Source organism: Streptomyces sp. NPDC020801, from assembly GCF_044334385.1.
Classification (GTDB): domain Bacteria; phylum Actinomycetota; class Actinomycetes; order Streptomycetales; family Streptomycetaceae; genus Streptomyces.
In genome coordinates this window covers 394267-414167 of the sequence record NZ_JBIRST010000007.1, presented here as the reverse complement: position 1 = coordinate 414167, position 19901 = coordinate 394267, and the positions used below count along the sequence as shown (strand labels likewise).

At 71.8% G+C, this 19901-nt stretch carries 15 protein-coding genes and 1 rRNA gene; 9 read left to right on the top strand and 7 right to left on the bottom strand.

Features of this window, described 5'->3' with window-relative positions; translation table 11 throughout:
* Nucleotides 1-56 precede the first annotated feature (56 nt).
* A 5S ribosomal RNA gene (rrf, locus tag ACH4UM_RS17920) occupies nt 57-173 on the top strand.
* A 100-nt stretch (nt 174-273) separates the two neighbouring features.
* On the opposite strand, the gene ACH4UM_RS17915 is transcribed toward rrf, so the two are convergent.
* From ACH4UM_RS17915 to ACH4UM_RS17895, 5 genes are read right to left on the bottom strand one after another with little or no spacing between them, the layout of a single operon-like run.
* Nucleotides 274-1584, bottom strand: a complete 1311-nt coding sequence (locus tag ACH4UM_RS17915) for a DUF58 domain-containing protein (protein WP_398179573.1) — start codon at nt 1582-1584, stop codon at nt 274-276.
* The gene (locus ACH4UM_RS17910; RefSeq protein ID WP_398179625.1) at nt 1584-2573 is read right to left on the bottom strand and encodes an AAA family ATPase; all 990 of its coding nucleotides are present in this window, start codon (nt 2571-2573) and stop codon (nt 1584-1586) included. The genes ACH4UM_RS17915 and ACH4UM_RS17910 overlap by 1 nt, the downstream gene beginning before the upstream one ends.
* Nucleotides 2573-3769: a DUF4350 domain-containing protein gene (locus ACH4UM_RS17905; RefSeq protein ID WP_398179570.1), complete on the bottom strand. Its 1197-nt coding sequence runs from the start codon at nt 3767-3769 to the stop codon at nt 2573-2575. The genes ACH4UM_RS17910 and ACH4UM_RS17905 overlap by 1 nt, the downstream gene beginning before the upstream one ends.
* The gene (locus ACH4UM_RS17900) at nt 3766-4572 is read right to left on the bottom strand and encodes a DUF4129 domain-containing protein (protein ID WP_398179568.1); all 807 of its coding nucleotides are present in this window, start codon (nt 4570-4572) and stop codon (nt 3766-3768) included. Before ACH4UM_RS17900 ends, ACH4UM_RS17905 begins: the two co-directional genes overlap by 4 nt.
* A gap of 4 nt (nt 4573-4576) precedes the next feature.
* Nucleotides 4577-5974, bottom strand: a complete 1398-nt coding sequence (locus tag ACH4UM_RS17895) for a glycerophosphoryl diester phosphodiesterase membrane domain-containing protein (RefSeq protein WP_398179565.1) — start codon at nt 5972-5974, stop codon at nt 4577-4579.
* Between the two features lie 140 nt (nt 5975-6114).
* Here ACH4UM_RS17895 and mtnA point away from each other — a divergent pair, with 140 nt between their 5' ends.
* From mtnA to ACH4UM_RS17860, 7 genes are all read left to right on the top strand, one after another.
* On the top strand, nt 6115-7257 hold the full coding sequence (gene mtnA, locus ACH4UM_RS17890; RefSeq protein WP_398179562.1) for an S-methyl-5-thioribose-1-phosphate isomerase: 1143 nt from the start codon (nt 6115-6117) through the stop codon (nt 7255-7257).
* Nucleotides 7258-7368: 111 nt separating this feature from the next.
* Nucleotides 7369-8058, top strand: coding sequence for a two-component system response regulator MtrA (gene mtrA, locus ACH4UM_RS17885; protein ID WP_187283109.1), 690 nt, complete (start codon nt 7369-7371; stop codon nt 8056-8058).
* Between the two features lies 1 nt (nt 8059).
* Nucleotides 8060-10141, top strand: a complete 2082-nt coding sequence (gene mtrB, locus ACH4UM_RS17880; protein ID WP_398179559.1) for an MtrAB system histidine kinase MtrB — start codon at nt 8060-8062, stop codon at nt 10139-10141.
* On the top strand, nt 10131-11969 hold the full coding sequence (locus tag ACH4UM_RS17875; protein ID WP_398179556.1) for an LpqB family beta-propeller domain-containing protein: 1839 nt from the start codon (nt 10131-10133) through the stop codon (nt 11967-11969). The genes mtrB and ACH4UM_RS17875 overlap by 11 nt, the downstream gene beginning before the upstream one ends.
* 144 nt (nt 11970-12113) lie before the next feature.
* Nucleotides 12114-12950, top strand: coding sequence for a ComF family protein (locus tag ACH4UM_RS17870; RefSeq protein WP_398179553.1), 837 nt, complete (start codon nt 12114-12116; stop codon nt 12948-12950).
* 321 nt (nt 12951-13271) lie between these two features.
* The gene (hpf, locus tag ACH4UM_RS17865) at nt 13272-13964 is read left to right on the top strand and encodes a ribosome hibernation-promoting factor, HPF/YfiA family (RefSeq protein ID WP_398179550.1); all 693 of its coding nucleotides are present in this window, start codon (nt 13272-13274) and stop codon (nt 13962-13964) included.
* A 208-nt stretch (nt 13965-14172) separates the two neighbouring features.
* Nucleotides 14173-14919, top strand: coding sequence for a response regulator (locus ACH4UM_RS17860; protein WP_398179547.1), 747 nt, complete (start codon nt 14173-14175; stop codon nt 14917-14919).
* A 2-nt stretch (nt 14920-14921) separates the two neighbouring features.
* Here ACH4UM_RS17860 and ACH4UM_RS17855 read toward each other — a convergent pair whose 3' ends face one another.
* Nucleotides 14922-16124, bottom strand: a complete 1203-nt coding sequence (locus ACH4UM_RS17855; RefSeq protein ID WP_398179545.1) for a winged helix-turn-helix domain-containing protein — start codon at nt 16122-16124, stop codon at nt 14922-14924.
* Nucleotides 16125-16177: 53 nt separating this feature from the next.
* Complete coding sequence (locus tag ACH4UM_RS17850) at nt 16178-16753, bottom strand: GNAT family N-acetyltransferase (protein ID WP_398179542.1); 576 nt, start codon at nt 16751-16753, stop codon at nt 16178-16180.
* Between the two features lie 267 nt (nt 16754-17020).
* Between ACH4UM_RS17850 and secA the strand changes: the two genes are divergently transcribed.
* Nucleotides 17021-19837 carry a preprotein translocase subunit SecA gene (gene secA, locus ACH4UM_RS17845; RefSeq protein WP_398179539.1) on the top strand — a complete coding sequence of 939 codons (2817 nt, stop codon included), beginning with the start codon at nt 17021-17023 and terminating at the stop codon, nt 19835-19837.
* Nucleotides 19838-19901 lie beyond the last annotated feature (64 nt).

The window sequence follows — 19901 nt, the reverse complement described above, 5'->3', positions numbered from 1 at the left end:
AACCCCACACTTCTTCTTTTGTTGGTGGTGTGGTGCGGTTGTCAGTTTCATAGTGTTTCGGTGGTCATAGCGTGAGGGAAACGCCCGGTTACATTCCGAACCCGGAAGCTAAGCCTTACAGCGCCGATGGTACTGCAGGGGGGACCCTGTGGGAGAGTAGGACACCGCCGAACAAATCTTGAAGAAAACCCCGCACCTCATGGTGCGGGGTTTTCTGCGTTTTCGGGTCGTCCGAGTGCGAGGGCCGTGGGGGAAGGGGGCTTTCGCCCCCGATCAAAGCCGACCCGCCGCCTTAAGCGCCAGATACGCGTCCGCCAGCGCCGGCGCCAGCTCGTCCGGTGTCGCGTCCACGACGGTGACGCCATGACGACGGAGCTGCTGCGCCGTCCGGTGGCGGTCGGCCTGCGCCTGCGCCGCCGCCGCGGCTTCGTACACCGCATCGGCGTTCCCCCGGGCCGCCGCCATCCCGGCGACGTGCGGATCCGCCACCGAGGCCACCAGAACGGTATGGCGCCGGGTGAGCTGGGGGAGGACGGGGAGCAGGCCCTCTTCGACGGGTGCCGCGTCAAGGCTGGTCAGCAGCACGACCAACGAGCGGCGCGGTGCCGTGCGCAGTGCGGTGGCCGTGAGCCCCCGGGCGTCGGTCTCGACGAGTTCCGGTTCCAGTGTGGCCATGGCGTTGACCAGGGACGGGAGAAGGTCGCCCGCGGTGCGGCCCTGGACGAGGGCGCGTACCCGGCGGTCATGGGCGAGCAGGTCGACGCGGTCGCCGGCGCGGGCGGCCAGTGCCGCGAGGAGCAGGGCCGCGTCCATGGAGGCGTCCAGGCGCGGTGCGTCGCCGACGCGGCCCGCGGAGGTGCGGCCGGTGTCCAGGACCACCAGGATGTGGCGGTCGCGCTCGGGGCGCCAGGTGCGGACCGCGACCGCGGACTGGCGGGCCGTGGCGCGCCAGTCGATGGAGCGGGTGTCGTCGCCGGGGACGTACTCGCGCAGGCTGTCGAATTCGGTGCCCTCGCCCCGGGTCAGCACGCTGGTGCGGCCATCGAGCTCGCGCAGCCGGGCGAGCTTGGAGGGCAGGTGCTTGCGGCTGGTGAACGGGGGCAGCACACGCACCGTCCACGGGACTTTGTGGGTGCCCTGGCGGGAGAAGAGGCCGAGCGGGCCGTAGGAGCGGATCGTGACGCGGTCTGCCTGGCGGTCGCCGCGGCGGGTGGGGCGCAGGTGGGTCGTGACGCGGCGGCGTTCGCCGGGCGGCACCGTCACCCGGTGGCGGGATGCGTCCGTCTCCGTGCCGGGCTGCCAACTGCTCGGCGGCCAGGCGTCGCGGAGGTGGGCGCGCAGTGGCCGGCGGGAGGGGTTGGTGACCGTGAGGGTGACGTCGGCGCCTCCGCCCAGGCGTACGGAGGTGTCGCCGGAGCGGGTCAGGCCGAGTCGCCGTACGGGCGCTGCGAGGGCGTAGTCGCAGGCGCAGGCGATGGCCAGGGGGGCGTTCACGGCGAGGATGCCCGGCCAGCCGGCGTCCCAGACGCCGACGGGCAGGGAACCGAGGGCCGCGAGCAGCGCGGCGCGTCCGGTGAGGGCCATCAGCGGGGGACCGGGACGTGGGAGAGGATCGCGTTGATCACCGAGTCGGAAGTCACGCCTTCCATCTCGGCCTCGGGCCGCAGCTGCACTCGGTGGCGCAGTGTGGGCAGGGCGAGGGCCTTGACGTCGTCGGGGATGACGTAGTCGCGGCCGGTCAGCCACGCCCACGCACGGGCCGTGGACAGCAGGGCCGTCGCCCCGCGCGGGGACACGCCGAGGGTGAGGGACGGCGACTCGCGGGTGGCCCGGCAGATGTCCACGACGTAGGCGGTGATCTCGGGAGACACCGTCGTCTTGGCGATCGCGGCGCGGGCCGTGTCCAGGTCGGCGGGGCCGGCCACCGGGCGTACGCCGGCGGCGCGCAGGTCGCGTGGGTTGAAGCCCCCGGCATGCCGGGTGAGGACGTCGATCTCGTCCTGGCGGGAGGGCAGGGGGACCGTCAGTTTGACCAGGAAGCGGTCCAGTTGGGCTTCGGGGAGGGGGTAGGTGCCCTCGTACTCGACCGGGTTCTGGGTGGCGATGACGAGGAACGGGTCGGGGAGCGGGCGCGGGGTGCCGTCGACGGTGACCTGGCGTTCCTCCATGGCCTCCAGCAGCGACGACTGGGTCTTCGGCGGGGTGCGGTTGATCTCGTCGGCCAGGAGGAGGTTGGTGAAGACCGGGCCTGGCTGGAAGGAGAACTCCGCGGTGCGGGCGTCGTAGACCAGGGAGCCGGTCACGTCGCTGGGCATCAGGTCGGGGGTGAACTGGACGCGCTTGGTGTCGAGTTCGAGCGCCGCGGCGAGCGTGCGGACCAGCAGGGTCTTGGCGACTCCGGGAACGCCTTCGAGCAGGACGTGGCCGCGGCAGAGCAGAGCGACGACGAGGCCGGTCACGGCGGGATCCTGGCCGACCACGGCCTTGGCGATCTCGGCGCGCAGGGCTTCCAGGGCGGACCGGGCGGTGCCCGCGTCCCCAGTGTGCCCGGCGTTGTCAGTGGTCGGGTCCATCATGAACGGCGTACCTCTCTTTCGAGGGCGTCGAGTCGGTCGGCGAGGGAGACGAGGGCCGCGTCGTCGCCGGGCGGCGGGCCGAAGAGCAGATCGTGCAGGGATGCCTGTCCATCACCGTGAAGCTGGGCGGACAGGGCGGGGAGCAGGGCCTCGGGCGAGTGCGCCTGGGCGACGGGGATGCCCACGAGGGGGGCGAGGCGGGTGCGGGTGGTGGAGCGAAGAGCGGCGGCGGCGCGGTCGCGGGCGTTCGCCTTGCGGTAGAGGCGGGCGCGGCCTTCGACGGTTTCGGAGGCGCGGATCGCGACGGGGAGTTGCTCGGGCACGAGGGGGCCGAGCCGGCGTGCCCGCCACAGGGCGGCCAGGGCGGCCGCGACGAAGAGTTGCAGGGTGCCCCAGAGCCAGCCGGAGGGGAGCAGGTCGAAGAAGCTGCGTTTGCCGGTCTCGGGGGCCGGAGCGTCGGCGAGCGAGGGGAGGTACCAGACCAGATGGGGGCGGGAGCCGAGGAGTTGGAGGGCGAGCGAGGCGTTGCCCTGCTTGTCGAGGCGGTCGTTGTAGAGGATGTCGGGCGCGCCGAGGACGATGGTGTCGCCGCCCTTGGCGGTCTGCGGGATGCGCAGCAGGGTGGGCAGGCCGTCGCTGGGGTAGCAGGCGTCCGCGTGGGGGGCGGTGGTGGAGTAGCGGATGTCGCCGGTCTCGGCGGTGCCCGCCCGCTGGGCGGCGGGCAGCGAGCAGCCCGGGGCGAGCGTGGTGTCGAAGCTGGGTGTGGGGTCGGCGGTGACACCGGGGGCGAGGCCGCCGACGGAGGAGACGTCGGGGGCGACGAGGACGGTGCGTCCGCCGGCGGCTTCCGTCGCCGTGCGCAGCCGGGACTGCTGGCCGTCCGTCAGCAGGTCGGGGACGGCGACGAGCAGCGTCGTGTCGGGGGCGGCCGCGGCGCGCGCCTGGTCGAGGGTGGTGACCACGCGTGTGGACACACCGCGGTCGGCGAGGAGCGCGGCGACGGCGCGGCTGCCGTAGGGGTCGGCGGAGCGCGGATCGAGGCGGCCGTGCTGGGCGCCCGAGCGGAGCGCGGCCATCGCGACGGCCGCCGCGATGAGGAGCAGGAGCGCGAGCAGGATGCCGCGCGTGCGGGTCCACACCTGGCGGGCGGTGGGCGAGGCCGAGGTGGTCGGGACGGTGGCCTCGGTGCTCATCCGGCGGCTCCGTGGCGGCTGACGGGGGCCGTGCTCCGGCTGTTGTCGCTGTCGCTGTCGCTGTCGTCGCTCGCCGACTGGGGCCGGGTGCGTTCCAGGTCGCGGTCGAGTTCGGCGATGCGGTGGTACGCCTGCTCGGTCGCCCTGCGGCCGCCGTATGTGACGTCGTCGAAGTCGCGGGCGGCGGCGCGGAGCCGTTCGGTGTGCGCGGGCAGGGAGCGGCCGGCCTCGGCCGCGGCCTCGTCGGCGGTGCGGCCGGGGCGGACGTCGAGGAGGGCGCGTTCCTCCAGGGAGCGGACGATGGCGCGCATCCGTTCCTGGACGGCCTGGTTCCAGTGGTCCTGGGCGGCGTGCGCCTCGGCGGCCGCGCGGTGTTCGGCGGCGCTGCGGGGGCGGTCGTCGAAGAGCGCGGCGGAGGAGGTGGGTTCCCGTCGCGGGGTGCCCAGGCGCCACCACAGGGCGCCCAGGACCGCGAGGACGGCCACGATGACGACGACGAGGCCGACGGTCCCTCCCGGTGCCGCCGCCGAGGCCGAGCTGAAGAGTTTGTCGACCCAGTCCCAGAACCTGTCGAGGGCGCGTTGCAGCAGGCCGGGGTCGTTCTCGTGGTACATCCGCTTGGACAGTTCACGCCGGGCCGCCTCCCGCGCGGGGTCACGCGGGATCGTCACCGGCGGTTCGGTGCCGGTGCGCGGCCCCGACAGGACGGCGGTGGCGTGGGCGCGCAGCAGGGGCCGTACGACTCCTTCCGCGGCGCATGGCAGCGCCGGCAGCACTGTGAGAACTCCCCCCGGCAGGCTCACGGCATCAGCTCCCCGAGGCCGGTGCGCCGGGGCCGTGGTCCTGGACACCGGCGGCCCGGGCGAGCTCGAGGTCGAGGGCCTCGCGGCGGATGCGCTGGTCAATGTAGAGGAGCACGGTGACGCCCGCCGAGATCGGGAACTTGATCATGGAGCCGATCACCGCCCCGATGCCGCTGATGACGAAGTACGTCCAGCCGAGGTGGCCGCTGCCGTTGAGCAGGCCGGAGACGCCGTCGCCGCTGACCGCCGCGGCGGTCAGGCTGAAGGGGATGGCGATGACGGCCGAGACGACGCCCACGATGACCGCGGCCAGCAGCTGGATGCCGAGGACCCGCCACCAGGAGCCGCGGACCAGCTTGGCCGAGCGGCTCAGAGCCTGCTTGATGCCCTGCTTCTCGAGCATGAGCGCGGGCGAGGCCAGGGAGAAGCGGACGGCGAGCCACAGGACGACGACACCGGCACCCAGGGCGCCCAGGAGGGCGAGCGCGAAGCCCCCCACGGGCGATCCGGAGACGGCGACGAGGATGCCGGGCAGCATGCCCACGCCGAAGACCACGACGCCGATGAGCAGGAGCAGGAGGATGAGGCCGAAGAGCTTGAGCACCTGGGGACGCGCGTCGCGCCAGGCCTCGCCGAGGCTGACCGGCCTGCCGAGCACCGCGCGGCTGGTGACCGTGGTGAGCAGCGCGGTGGCCAGGACGGTACCGATCATGGAGACGACGGAGACGAAGCCGGTTCCGATCAGGGAGTCGCCCATGGCGCGGAAGAGGTCGCCGGGGGTGGCGTTCGGGTCGTTGAGCGCGCTGCTGTTGGCGAGGTCGTTCAGGGCCAGGCCCTGGACGAGGACGACGACTGTCTCGGTGATGACCGCGACGACCAGCGAGATCCCCAGGACGGTGCGCCAGTAGGTGCGCATGGTGGACACGGCGCCGTCGAGGATCTCGCCCACGCCCAGCGGACGCAGCGGGATCACGCCCGGCTTGGCCGCGGGCGGCGGACCGCCCCAGCCGGTGCCCCAGGCGCCGTACGCGCCGGAACCGCCGCCGGGACCTCCGTAGCCGCCGCCGGGACCTGCGTAGCCGCCGCGGGGAGGGCCGTAGCCGCCGTGACCGCCGCCCGCCGGGGGCCGGCCGCCCCAGCCGGGGCCGGGAGGCGGCGGCGGGGTCTGGCCGGGGGCCGGGGCTCCGGTGGGCGCCGACCACTGGCCGGGTGGCGGCTGTTCCTTCGACCACTTCACGCCGGGTCCCTGCGGCTGCGCGCCCGGCTGGTCCGCGGGCTGCGCGGGCGGTGCCGGCTGCGCGGGGCCGGGGTGGCCGGCGGCGCCGGCAGGGCCGGACGCGCCGGGTTCCTGCCCGTCGGACGGGGCGGATCCGGGCGAGGCCCAGCCCGGAGTGTCTTTCATCGTCGCTCCTTCACGGTGCCCGTCCGCGGTCGCGGCGGCAGGTTGGCAGCCATCGTGCCATGGGGTGGTCTTCGGGTGACTGGCCGCGGTAGCGGGTGCGTACCTTCAATTGTCCGCCGGATACGGGGCAGACTGACGGCATGGCTGATCAGTACGCGCAGACCCGCGAGGACAACCGGCCGGCCGGAACACCGGTCATCCGCTGGGAGGAGCCGCCCGAGGGCCCGGTCCTGGTCCTCCTGGACCAGACGCGGCTGCCCGCCGAGGAGGTCGAGCTGGTGTGCACGGACGCGTCCGCGCTGGTGGAGGCGATCCGTTCGCTCGCCGTGCGCGGGGCGCCGTTGCTCGGCATCGCCGGGGCGTACGGCGTCGCGCTCGCCGCCGTACGCGGATTCGACGTGGACGAGGCCGCGTCGGCGCTGGCCGGCGCCCGGCCCACCGCGGTGAACCTGTCGGTCGGTGTGCGCCGGGCGCAGTCCGCCCACCGGGCCGCGCTGGCCAAGACCGGCGATTCCCGGCAGGCCGCCTCGGCGGCGCTGGCCGCGGCCCGGCAGCTGCACCAGGAGGACGCCCAGGCAAGTGCGCGGATGGCCGAGCACGGGCTGGCGCTGCTGGACGAGCTGCTGCCCGGCGGCGGCCACCGCATCCTCACCCACTGCAACACCGGCTCGCTGGTGTCGGGCGGGGAGGGCACCGCGTTCGCGGTGGCGCTCGCGGCGCACCGCGCGGGGCGGCTGCGGCGGCTGTGGGTGGACGAGACCCGGCCACTGCTGCAGGGCGCCCGGCTGACGGCGTACGAGGCGGCCCGCAACGGCATGGGGTACACGCTGCTCACCGACAACGCGGCCGGTTCGCTGTTCGCGGCCGGTGAGGTGGACGCGGTGCTGGTCGGCGCGGACCGGATCGCGGCGGACGGCTCGGTGGCGAACAAGGTGGGCAGCTATCCGCTGGCGGTGCTGGCCCGCTATCACCATGTGCCGTTCATCGTGGTGGCGCCGGTGACGACGGTGGACCCGCAGACGCCGGATGGTGCCTCCATCGAGGTCGAGCAGCGCCCGAGCTACGAGGTGACCGAGATCATCGTCCCCCAGATCCCGGTGACGGGCGCGGGCGGCGGCATTCCGGTGGCTCCCCTGGGCACCCAGGCCTACAACCCGGCGTTCGACGTGACCCCGCCGGAGCTGGTGACGGCGATCGTCACCGAGGAGGGCGCCGTCTCGCCGGTGACCGCCAAGGGACTCGCGGAGCTGTGCGCCAGGTCCCGGCAGACGACGATCGGTTAGCACCCGTGTTCCGTTCTCGGGCCGAGGGCAGACAGTAGCGACTCGATACGACTATCGTCACAGGCCAGTGAGCTGCCTCACCTGGATCTTCGCCACTGTTACGAGAATGGGATGATGTCGTTTATGAAGGGACGAGTCCTCGTCGTCGACGACGACACCGCACTGGCCGAGATGCTCGGCATCGTGCTGCGTGGTGAAGGTTTCGAGCCGTCTTTCGTGGCGGACGGCGACAAGGCGCTGGCCGCTTTCCGGGAGGCAAAGCCCGACCTTGTGCTGCTGGACCTGATGCTGCCCGGCCGGGACGGCATCGAGGTGTGCCGCCTGATCCGGGCTGAGTCCGGGGTGCCGATCGTGATGCTGACGGCCAAGAGCGACACGGTCGACGTCGTCGTGGGCCTGGAGTCCGGCGCGGACGACTACATCGTCAAGCCGTTCAAGCCCAAGGAGCTCGTGGCCCGTATCCGGGCGCGGCTTCGCAGGTCGGAGGAGCCGGCGCCGGAGCAGCTCGCCATCGGTGACCTCGTCATCGACGTGGCCGGACACTCCGTGAAGCGGGACGGCCAGTCGATCGCGCTGACGCCGCTGGAGTTCGACCTGCTGGTGGCGCTGGCCCGCAAGCCGTGGCAGGTGTTCACGCGTGAGGTGCTCCTGGAGCAGGTGTGGGGTTACCGCCACGCGGCCGACACCCGTCTGGTCAACGTGCATGTGCAGCGGCTGCGTTCCAAGGTCGAGAAGGACCCGGAGAGGCCGGAGATCGTGGTGACCGTCCGTGGCGTCGGTTACAAGGCCGGACCGAGCTGACGTGTCCGGGGACAGTGCCGCTTCGTCCCCCGGGCGGTCCGGGGCCCGCGCGGGGCGGCCTGTCGGCCGGCAGGGCGCGGGCTCCCGCTGGGGACGTCTTCTGGAGGGCGGGCTGCTGCACGGGGGTGTGCAGGGCAGCCCGGTCCTGCGTCTGTTCATGCGCTGGGTGCGTCGGCCGCTGCTGCCCGTCATGCGGCTGTGGCGGCGCAACATCCAGCTCAAGGTCGTCGCCACCACGCTGCTGATGTCGCTGGGCGTGGTGCTGCTGCTCGGTTTCGTCGTCATCGGCCAGGTGCGCAACGGGCTGCTGGACGCGAAGGTGAGGGCGTCGCAGAGCCAGGCCACGGGCGGGTTCTCGGTGGCCAAGCAGAGGGCCGACGAGGCGGCGACCGGTACCGCCGACGACGGCACCCCGGGAGACGGGCACTCCTCCCAGAACCTCATCTCGTGGATGAGCGAGCTGGTGTCGTCGCTCTCCAGCGGTGGCCAGGGCGCCTTCGACGTCGTCACGCTCCCGGCGGGCTACGACAGCGGCGGCGGGCGCGGCCCGCGTGCCTCCGGAGGCGTGGACCCGACCGCATCCGTGCCCGAAAACCTGCGGGCGCGGATCAACAGCAGCATGGTGGCCGCACAGAGCTACACCCGCATCATCTACAAGGACAGCGACAAGGAGTCGCAGCCCGCTCTCGTCATCGGTAAACAGGTCAACGACCCGAACGGCGACCCGTACCAGCTGTACTACCTCTTCCCGCTCAGCCAGGAGGAGAAGTCGCTGAGCCTGGTCAAGGGGACTCTGGCGACGGCCGGTCTGTTCGTCGTCGTACTGCTCGGGGCCATTGCCTGGCTGGTGGTGCGGCAGGTCGTCACACCGGTCCGGATGGCGGCCGGGATCGCCGAGCGGCTGTCGGCCGGGCGGCTGCAGGAGCGGATGAAGGTCACCGGCGAGGACGACATCGCGCGGCTCGGCGAGGCCTTCAACAAGATGGCGCAGAACCTGCAGCTGAAGATCCAGCAGCTGGAGGACCTGTCGCGGATGCAGCGACGCTTCGTCTCCGACGTCTCGCACGAGCTGCGCACGCCGCTGACGACCGTGCGGATGGCCGCCGACGTCATCCATGAGGCGCGCGAGGACTTCGACCCTGTCACCGCGCGGTCTGCGGAGCTGCTCGCCGACCAGCTGGACCGGTTCGAGTCGCTGCTCGCGGACCTGCTGGAGATCAGCCGCTTCGACGCGGGCGCGGCGGCGCTGGAGGCCGAGCCGATCGACCTCAGGGAGGTCGTGCGCCGGGTCGTCAGCGGCGCCGCGCCGCTCGCCGAGCGCAAGGGGACGCTGATACGGATCGTCGGCGACCAGCAGCCCGTGGTGGCGGAGGCCGACGCACGGCGCGTGGAACGCGTGCTGCGCAACCTCGTGGTCAACGCCGTGGAGCACGGCGAGGGCCGGGACGTCGTCGTCAAGCTCGCCGCGGCGGGCGGCGCGGTCGCGGTCGCGGTGCGCGACTACGGCGTCGGGCTCAAGCCCGGTGAGGCCACTCGTGTCTTCAGCCGTTTCTGGCGGGCCGACCCGGCACGCGCGCGTACCACCGGTGGTACGGGCCTGGGGCTGTCGATCGCCCTGGAGGACGCCCGGCTGCACGGCGGCTGGCTGCAGGCGTGGGGCGAGCCGGGCGGCGGCTCGCAGTTCCGGCTGACGTTGCCGAGGACGGCGGACGAGCCGCTGCGGGGCTCGCCCATACCGCTCGAGCCCAAGGACTCGCGGCGCAACCGTGGCCTCGACGACGCCGGTCTGCCGCACGGCGGCGACAAGCGGGCCACCGTGCCCGTGCAGGCGGCGGGCGATCCGACGGTGCCGTCACGCGACCCGATCGTGTCCCGTGCGGCCACGACGACCCCCACGGCCGATCCGACGGCGCTGCCCGGCAACGGCGCGCGTGTGGTGCCCCGGCCCGCCTCGGGCGCTCGGCGGCCGGAGGCCGTGCCCGCCGCGGACCCGGCGGGGAACGAGACGGTGAGCCCCGCGGACCCGGAGGGAGCCGGTCCGCGGGACACGTACAGGCAAGGGGAGGCATTTCGTGGGCGCTGACCGCGAGGGGGGCGGGCGGCGGCGGCCGATGCGCGCGGCGGCGTACGCCGTCTGCGGAGCCGTACTGCTGGCGGGGTGCGCCTCGATGCCCGACAGCGGGGATCTGCGGGACGTGGAGTCCACCCCGCGCCAGGACACCGAGGTGCGTGTGTTCGCCATGCCGCCCCGGGAGGATGCCCCGCCGTCGGAGATCGTGCAGGGCTTTCTTGAGGCGCTCACCAGCGACGATCCGACGTATGCGACAGCGCGGCAGTATCTGACCGGCGCGGCCTCGCGGCAGTGGAGGCCGGAGCTGTCCACGACCGTCCTCGCCAGCGGGCCCGACATCCAGGTCGACCGCTCCACGGGTCACGACGACACCGACGACTACGCGTTCACGCTGACCGGCAGCAAGGTGGCCCGGGTGGACGCGCAGCAGTCGTACGCGCCGCTGGGCGGGCGCTACGGCCAGCCGGTGCACCTGATGCGGGACAAGAAGACCGGGCAGTGGCGCATCGACGCACTGCCGCAGGGCGTGGTCATGGGCCAGTCGGACTTCCAGCGCAACTACGTGTCCGTGAACAAGTACTACTTCGCCTCCAACGCCTCGGCCGCGGCGGGCGCTCCGGCGACGGCCGTCGCCGACCCCGTCTACGTGCGCCGGCGCGTGGACGCGATGACGCAGATGGTGCGCTCCCTGCTCAACGGGCCCACGCGCTGGCTCGGTCCCGTGGTCAGGTCGAGCTTCCCGACCGGTACGGCGCTGCGCAAGGGTGTCGCCGCGCTGACGCCCGACGACCAGAACAAGCTGACGGTGCCGCTGAACGAGAAGGCGTCCCGGGCAGGCCGGGAGAAGTGCTCGGAGATGGCCACGCAGCTGCTGTTCACGCTGCAGAACCTGACGCCCACGGTGGACACGGTCGAGTTGCAGCGGGCCGACGGCAGCACGCTGTGCACGCTGGGCGAGGACCGGGCCGAGACGGTCGCCACGCGCGGTTCGGTGAAGCGGCCCGAGTACCTGTACTTCGTCGACGACAAGCACCGGCTGGTGCGGATCGCCGGCGGCAGTTCGGCGACGAGCGCCGAACCGGTGCCGGGCGCGCTGGGGGAGGGTGCCCAGCGGTTCAGGTCCGCGGCCGTGTCCTGGGACGAGCGCACCGCGGCCGCGGTCGGTTTCGACGCGAAGTCGCTGTTCGTCGACTCGCTGGTGCCGGACGGCACGCTCGGGAACCCGGTGCTGCAGAGTGCGGGAAAGACGGAGAACGACCGGCTGACGGCGCCCAGCTGGGACGCGCGCGGCGACCTGTGGGTGGCCGACCGCGATCCGGCCCGGCCGCGGCTGCTGGTGCTGGAGCAGGGCGCGGGCCAGCCGCTCGAGGTGCGGATTCCCGGGCTGGAGGGACGCATCAACGCGGTGCGGGTGGCGGCCGACGGCGTGCGGATCGCGCTGGTCGTGCAGCGCAAGGACGGCAACAGGTCCCTGCTGATCGGGCGGATCGAGCGGGACGGGAAGGCCGGCGGGCGTCCGGTGGTCTCGGTGCTCGAACTGCGTTCGGCGGCGCCGGAGCTGGAGGACGTCACCGCCATGTCGTGGGCGGGCGACAGCCGGCTCGTGGTGGCCGGACGCGAGCAGGGGGGCGTGCAGACGATGCGCTACGTCCAGGTCGACGGCTCCACGCCGGAGGGCCCCGCGCCGGCCGCGCTCACGGGTGTGCAGTCGATCGCCGCGTCCGGCGACGAGCGGCTGCCGCTGGTGGCGTACTCGGAGGACGGGATCGTCCGGCTGCCGTCGGGGGCGCAGTGGCAGAAGGTGGTCAAGGACGGTTCGGCGCCGGTCTATCCGGGGTGAGGTCGCTGCCCCTGCCCGTGCGGGGACGCGTCCGGCGCCCGTGTGGGGGATGCCCCGGTGAGTGTGGGCGGAGTTGTCCACAGGGCGTCGGGGGCGTTGTCCACAGGGGTGGCCGGGACGCTCCGGCGTTGGCACAGTGGGGTCATGCGCGGGTGGTGGCGGGACCTGACCGACCTGGTACTCCCGGCCGACTGCGGAGGCTGCGGCAGGCCTCGGACGATGCTCTGCCCTCGGTGCCGTGCCGTCCTGAGCGGGGCCGCGCCGCGCCGGGTGCGTCCAGTGCCGGAGCCGCCAGGCCTGCCGGCCGTGCACGCGGCGGCTCCGTACGCGGACGAGGTGCGGGCGGTGCTCCTCGCCCACAAGGAACGCGGTGCGCTGGCGCTGGCGGGTCCGCTCGGTACGGCTCTGGCGGGCGCCGTGCGGGCGGGTCTGCGGGGCGTCGCGGGTGGCGGGGACGGCGGGCCGGTGCTGCTCGTTCCCGTGCCGTCCGCGCGGCGGGCCGTGCGGGCGCGGGGACACGACCCGGTACGCCGGATCGCGCTGGCGGCGGCCGGTGAGCTCCGGCGGTCCGGGACGCCGGCCAGGGCGCTGGCCGTGCTGCGGCAGCGGCGTGCCGTGGCCGACCAGACGGGGCTCGACGCCCGGCAGCGGCTGGACAACCTCGCGGGCGCGCTGGAGGTGGCCGCGAGCGGCGTGCGGCTGTTGCGGGGCGGGCCGGTCGTGCTCGTCGACGACCTCATGACGACGGGCGCCTCGCTGACCGAGGCGGCGCGGGCGGTGCGGGCGGCGACTTCGGCCGTGTACGCGGCGCCGACCCGGGAAGGGATGGGGGAACGGAAGCCGGGATCGAGGCGGAAGGAGGGGCACTCGGTGTATCGCGCAGCGGAAATGGCGGGTGCGTACGGCGCCGGGGACACGGTCCACGCGGCCGTCGTCGCGGCCTCGCCGCATTCCTTCGAAATAAACCGGAACCGACTGTGAACTCGCGTCGTTGCAGGTAATGAGAGGGTCAATTCACCTGAACGGAGGTACGCCGCAGTAGAGGGTGACGTCATCCGTCCGGGCGAGATATGTTCGGTTGTGAGGGAAAGGCGCAGGCCATCCCCGTCATGTCCGAATGCCGTGCTGCGGGTTGGTTCGCAGGTTTTCCGCAATCACCCGTACCGGCGGGGTGGAGATCTTGCCCGCGGGGGAGGAGGAGGTGGACGTCACCGAGTCCGAGGTTCCGGGCGTCACCGGAACCGGGTGCAAAAGGGAGATGCTCCGCCGTCGAAGCGGAGCGATCCGGGAACGGAGTTCTGCGTGGACATCGTCGTCAAGGGCCGCAAGACCGAGGTGCCCGAGCGGTTCCGCAAGCACGTGGCCGAGAAGCTGAACCTGGAGAAGATCCAGAAGCTCGATGGCAAGGTGATCAGCCTCGACGTCGAGGTGTCCAAGGAGCCCAACCCCCGACAGGCCGACCGCTGCGATCGAGTGGAGATCACGCTCCGCTCCCGCGGTCCGGTGATCCGGGCGGAGGCAGCGGCAAGCGATCCGTACGCGGCGCTCGACCTGGCGGCGGAGAAGCTGGGAGCCCGGCTGCGCAAGCAGCACGACAAGCGTTTCTCGCGGCGCGGTGCGCGCCGGATCCCGGCGGCCGAGGTGGCCGACCACGTCCCCGGCGCGGCGACGTTGAACGGCAGCGGCCTGACCGCGGCGGAAGAGGAAGCGGGCCAGGTGCCCACCAAGAAGGTCGGCTCGCTGGAGGTGCAGGGGGACGGGCCCCTGGTCGTCCGCGAGAAGAACCACATCGCCTCCCCGATGACCCTCGACCAGGCCCTCTACGAGATGGAACTGGTCGGGCACGACTTCTATCTGTTCGTCGACTCCGAGACCAAGGAACCCAGCGTCGTCTACCGGAGGCACGCCTACGACTACGGCGTGATCCACCTCAGGACGGACACGATGGTCACTCAGGGGCACTCTCCCGAGGCGGGCGGCACACTGGGCGGCTGACCCACCCGGCCGACAGCTGAGCCGGTGCCCCTGGAGCGCGTGTGCGCCCCCAGGGGCACCGGTGTGCGACCCCTGGGAGCACCGCTCGGTCACCGCAGTGTCGGCCGGACATGGAATCATGGCCGCAACGGCTCAACCGATGGGCCGTTGCCTTGGGTTGGCCACGGCACCGCACACCAGGCCACAGCCTCAGGGGGAGGAACACACGATGGCGGACAGCTTCGGACCGATGCGGGACGAGGATGCCGACGACGGCGTCGCCGGCATGGGCCCGGACGCGGGCACTCCACGCAAGGAGCCGATCAGAGTCCTTGTCGTGGACGACCACGCTCTCTTCCGCCGCGGCCTGGAGATCGTGCTTGCCGCCGAGGAGGACATCCAGGTCGTCGGCGAGGCGGGCGACGGTGCCGAGGCCGTCGACAAGGCGGCCGACCTGCTGCCCGACATCGTGCTGATGGACGTACGGATGCCGAAGCGCGGCGGGATCGAGGCGTGCACCTCCATCAAGGAGGTCGCCCCGAGCGCCAAGATCATCATGCTGACGATCAGCGACGAGGAGGCCGACCTCTACGACGCCATCAAGGCGGGCGCGACCGGCTACCTCCTCAAGGAGATCTCCACGGACGAGGTGGCCACCGCCATCCGCGCGGTGGCCGACGGCCAGTCGCAGATCAGCCCGTCCATGGCCTCGAAGCTGCTCACCGAGTTCAAGTCGATGATCCAGCGCACCGACGAGCGCCGCCTCGTCCCCGCTCCGCGGCTGACGGACCGGGAGCTGGAGGTTCTCAAACTCGTCGCCACGGGGATGAACAACCGCGACATCGCCAAGGAGTTGTTCATCTCCGAGAACACTGTGAAGAACCACGTCCGCAACATCCTGGAGAAGCTCCAGCTGCACTCCAGGATGGAGGCGGTGGTGTACGCGATGCGGGAGAAGATCCTCGAGATCCGCTGACCTCAGCCGACTGCGCGGGCGAGTTCCCGGACGAGGGCCTCGCGCAGCTCCGGGGGATCGACGCGTTCCACCCGGACGTCCGTGCAGTCCACCCAGTCCGCGGCCGCCATGAGCGCCTGGGCGACCGCGGGTACTGCCTTGGCGCCGTCCAGGGTGACCTGCTTGGCCACCAGGGCGCGACCCTCGCGGGCGGGGTCCACGCGGCCGACCAGACGGCCGCCGGCGAGCACCGGCATCGCGAAGTAGCCGTAGACCCGCTTGGGCTTGGGGACGTATGCCTCCAGGCGGTGGGTGAAGCCGAAGATCCGCTCGGTGCGTGCCCGCTCCCAGATCAGGGAGTCGAAGGGGGACAGCAGCGTGGTGCGGTGCCGGCCGCGCGGGGGCGTGGCCAGGGCCGCCGGGTCCGCCCAGGCGGGTCTGCCCCAGCCCTCCACGGTGACCTGGACCAGTCCGGAGTCCCCTATGACCGCGTCGACCTGCTCGTTCTTGAGGCGGTGGTAGTCGGCGATGTCCGCGCGGGTGCCGACGCCCAGGGACTGGCCGGCCAGCCGGACCAGACGGCGCAGGCACTCGGTGTCGTCCAGCTCGTCGTGCAGCAGTGCCTCCGGTACCGCCCGTTCGGAGAGGTCGTACACCCGCTTCCAGCCGCGGCGCTCGACGCAGACGACCTCGCCGTACATCAGCGCGCGCTCGACGGCGACCTTGGAGCCGGACCAGTCCCACCACTCGCTGGTCCTCTTGGCCCCGCCCAACTCCGTGGCGGTCAGCGGTCCTTCGGCCTGGAGCTGCTTGATGACCTGGTCGTAGGCGCCGTCGGGCAGCTCGTGGTTCCAGTGCGGGCGGTTGCGGTAGGCGCGGCGGCGGAAGGCGAAGTGGGGCCACTCCTCGATGGGGAGGATGCAGGCGGCGTGCGACCAGTACTCGAAGGCGTGCGGTCGTGCCGAAGGCGCGCCGGCCGGTGCTGTCTTCCAGTAGGCGTCCTCGACCGTCCTGCGGCCGACCGCGCCGAGGCGCGCGTACGGGATGAGCTCGTGGGAGCGGGCGAGGACCGAGATGGTGTCCAGCTGGACCGCGCCGAGGTGGCGCAGGACGCCGCGCACGCCGGACCTCCGGTCGGGGGCGCCGAGAAGACCCTGGGCGCGCAGGGCGATGCGGCGGGCTTCGTCCGCCGAGAGCTCGGTGGTGGGACGTGGGGCGGTCGTCATGGTCGGCACGATAGGCGGTGCCACTGACAGCGCGTACCGGGCTGCGCCTTCGCCTAGGCGCGGGCGGGCAGGTAGGGCGCCGTCGAGGGCAGTTCCAGGTCCGACGGCAGCAGGGAGCCCACCCAGCAGTCCCGGCGCACTCCCTTGTTGTTGAGCGCGGAGCGCAGGGTGCCCTCCACGGTGAAGCCGGTCCGTTCGGCCACCGCGCGCGAGGCGTGGTTGCCGACCTCGGCGCGCCATTCCAGGCGGTCGACGGCGACCTGGGTGAAGGCCCAGTGGGCGACGGCGCGGGCGGCCTCGGTGACGTAGCCGTTGCCGCGGTGTTCCTTCGTGCCCCAGTAGCCGATCTCGGCCTCGCCCAGCGAACGCATGGTGACGCCGAGCATGCCCACGAGGTCCCCCTCGGGGTCGTGCCGAAAGAGCCCGAAGGTGAACATCGACCCGTTGTCCCAGCCCTCGGGGACCAGCTGTCCGGTGAAGCCGCGCGCGTGCTCCGGCAGGTAGGGCGAGGGGACGGTGGTCCAGCGCTGGATGTCCGGGTCCTGCGCGGCGGCGTACACCGCGTCGGTGTCCTGCGGGCCCACGGTGCGCAGCACGAGGCGGTCGGTGGTGAGCATGACGGGTTCCATCGGCCGATTCTGCTCGGGGGCGTGGCGGGGCGCCATCGGTTTTGCGTTCGGTGAGCGGGTGATCACAATTCGCGCAATTCGTCGCGGGAACGCGGCACCATCCGCGACCCCCGGCCGTTGTCCCCAGTGAAGCGAAGCGAAGCATCGGACGGCCGCCACGGCAGGCCCTCCCGGCTTGGCCGGGTCCTCGCATACGATGGCCGTTGCTCAGTCAAGTCAAATGGAAACCGACCGTCCCAGGCCCGACCGGCAAGGAGACCAACCCCCGTGTCCGTCCTCTCGAAGATCATGCGTGCAGGCGAAGGCAAGATCCTGCGCAAGCTGCACCGCATCGCGGACCAGGTCAACTCCATCGAAGAGGACTTCGTCGACCTCTCCGACGCCGAGCTGCGGGCCCTCACCGATGAGTACAAGCAGCGGTACGCAGACGGCGAGAGCCTGGACGACCTGCTGCCCGAGGCCTTCGCCACCGTGCGTGAGGCCGCCAAGCGCGTTCTCGGCCAGCGCCACTACGACGTGCAGCTGATGGGCGGCGCCGCCCTGCACATGGGCTATGTCGCCGAGATGAAGACCGGTGAGGGCAAGACGCTCGTCGGCACCCTGCCCGCGTATCTGAACGCTCTGTCCGGAGACGGTGTCCACATCGTCACGGTCAACGACTACCTGGCCGAGCGCGACTCCGAGATGATGGGCCGCGTCCACAAGTTCCTGGGTCTGGACGTCGGCTGCATCCTCGCCAACATGACGCCGGCCCAGCGCCGCGAGCAGTACGCCTGCGACATCACCTACGGCACGAACAACGAGTTCGGCTTCGACTACCTGCGCGACAACATGGCCTGGGCGCAGGACGAACTGGTCCAGCGCGGCCACAACTTCGCCGTCGTCGACGAGGTCGACTCCATCCTCGTCGACGAGGCCCGTACGCCGCTGATCATTTCCGGCCCGGCCGACCAGGCCACCAAGTGGTACGGCGACTTCGCCAAGCTGGTCACCCGCCTGAAGAAGGGCGAGGCGGGCAACCCGCTCAAGGGCCTGGAGGAGACCGGCGACTACGACGTCGACGAGAAGAAGCGCACGGTCGCCATCCACGAGGCCGGTGTCTCCAAGGTCGAGGACTGGCTGGGCATCGACAACCTCTACGAGTCGGTGAACACCCCGCTGGTCGGCTACCTGAACAATGCCATCAAGGCCAAGGAGCTCTTCAAGCGCGACAAGGACTATGTCGTCATCGACGGCGAAGTCATGATCGTCGACGAGCACACCGGCCGCATCCTCGCCGGCCGCCGCTACAACGAGGGCATGCACCAGGCGATCGAGGCGAAGGAAGGGGTGGACATCAAGGACGAGAACCAGACGCTCGCCACGATCACCCTGCAGAACTTCTTCCGCCTCTACAACAAGCTCTCCGGCATGACCGGTACGGCGATGACCGAGGCCGCCGAGTTCCACCAGATCTACAAGCTCGGCGTGGTCCCGATCCCGACCAACAGGCCGATGATCCGCAAGGACCAGTCGGACCTCATCTACCGCACCGAGGTCGCCAAGTTCGAGGCGGTCGTCGACGACATCGCCGAGAAGCACGAGAAGGGCCAGCCGATCCTGGTCGGCACCACCTCGGTCGAGAAGTCCGAGTACCTCTCGCAGCAGCTCAGCAAGCGCGGCATCCAGCACGAGGTGCTCAACGCCAAGCAGCACGAGCGCGAGGCCCAGATCGTCGCCCAGGCCGGCCGCAAGGGCGCCGTGACGGTGGCCACGAACATGGCCGGCCGCGGTACGGACATCAAGCTCGGCGGCAACCCCGAGGACCTCGCCGAGGCGGAGCTGCGCCAGCGCGGCCTCGACCCCGAGGAGCACATCGAGGAGTGGGCCCAGGCCCTGCCCGCCGCTCTGGAGAAGGCCGAGCAGGCGGTCAAGGCCGAGTTCGAGGAGGTCAAGGACCTCGGCGGGCTCTACGTGCTCGGCACCGAGCGGCACGAGTCGCGCCGGATCGACAACCAGCTGCGCGGCCGCTCCGGCCGTCAGGGCGACCCGGGCGAGTCCCGGTTCTACCTCTCCCTCGGCGACGACCTGATGCGCCTGTTCAAGGCCCAGATGGTCGAGCGCGTGATGTCGATGGCGAACGTCCCGGACGACGTGCCGATCGAGAACAAGATGGTCACGCGCGCGATCGCGTCCGCCCAGTCGCAGGTCGAGCAGCAGAACTTCGAGACCCGTAAGAACGTCCTGAAGTACGACGAGGTCCTCAACCGCCAGCGCGAGGTCATCTACGGCGAGCGGCGCCGCGTCCTGGAGGGCGAGGACCTGCACGAGCAGGTGCAGCACTTCATGGACGACACCATCGACGCCTACGTCGGGGCCGAGACCGCCGAGGGCTTCCCGGAGGACTGGGACCTCGACCGGCTGTGGGGCGCCTTCCGGCAGCTCTACCCGGTGAAGGTCACCATCGATGAGCTCGAGGAGGCGGCGGGCGACCGCGCGGGTCTGACGGCCGAGTTCATCAGCGACTCCATCAAGGACGACATTCACGAGCAGTACGAGACGCGTGAGGCGCAGCTCGGCTCCGAGATCATGCGTGAGCTGGAGCGGCGGGTCGTGCTGTCGGTCCTGGACCGCAAGTGGCGCGAGCACCTCTACGAGATGGACTACCTCCAGGAGGGCATCGGCCTGCGCGCGATGGCGCAGAAGGACCCGCTGGTGGAGTACCAGCGCGAGGGCTTCGACATGTTCACCGCGATGATGGAGGGCATCAAGGAGGAGTCCGTCGGCTACCTGTTCAACCTGGAGGTCCAGGTCGAGCAGCAGGTCGAGGAGGTCCCGGTCGAGGACGCCCAGCCGTCCCTGGACAAGGGCCCGCAGGAGGCCGTGCCGGCTCAGGCGGGCGCGCGCCCGGAGATCCGCGCCAAGGGCCTGGACGCACCGCAGCGGCGTGACCTGCACTTCTCGGCGCCGACCGTGGACGGCGAGGGCGGCATCGTCGAGGGCGACTTCGCCACCGACGACGAGGCCATCCGCTCCGAGTCCGACGGCCTCACGCGCGCGGAGCGCCGCAAGCAGGCGAAGGCCGGGCGCCGCCGCAAGAAGTGACCGTCGCTCCGCGAGGAGCAGCGCACGAAGAGGGGCCGGGCACCGAGGGTGCCCGGCCCTTCGG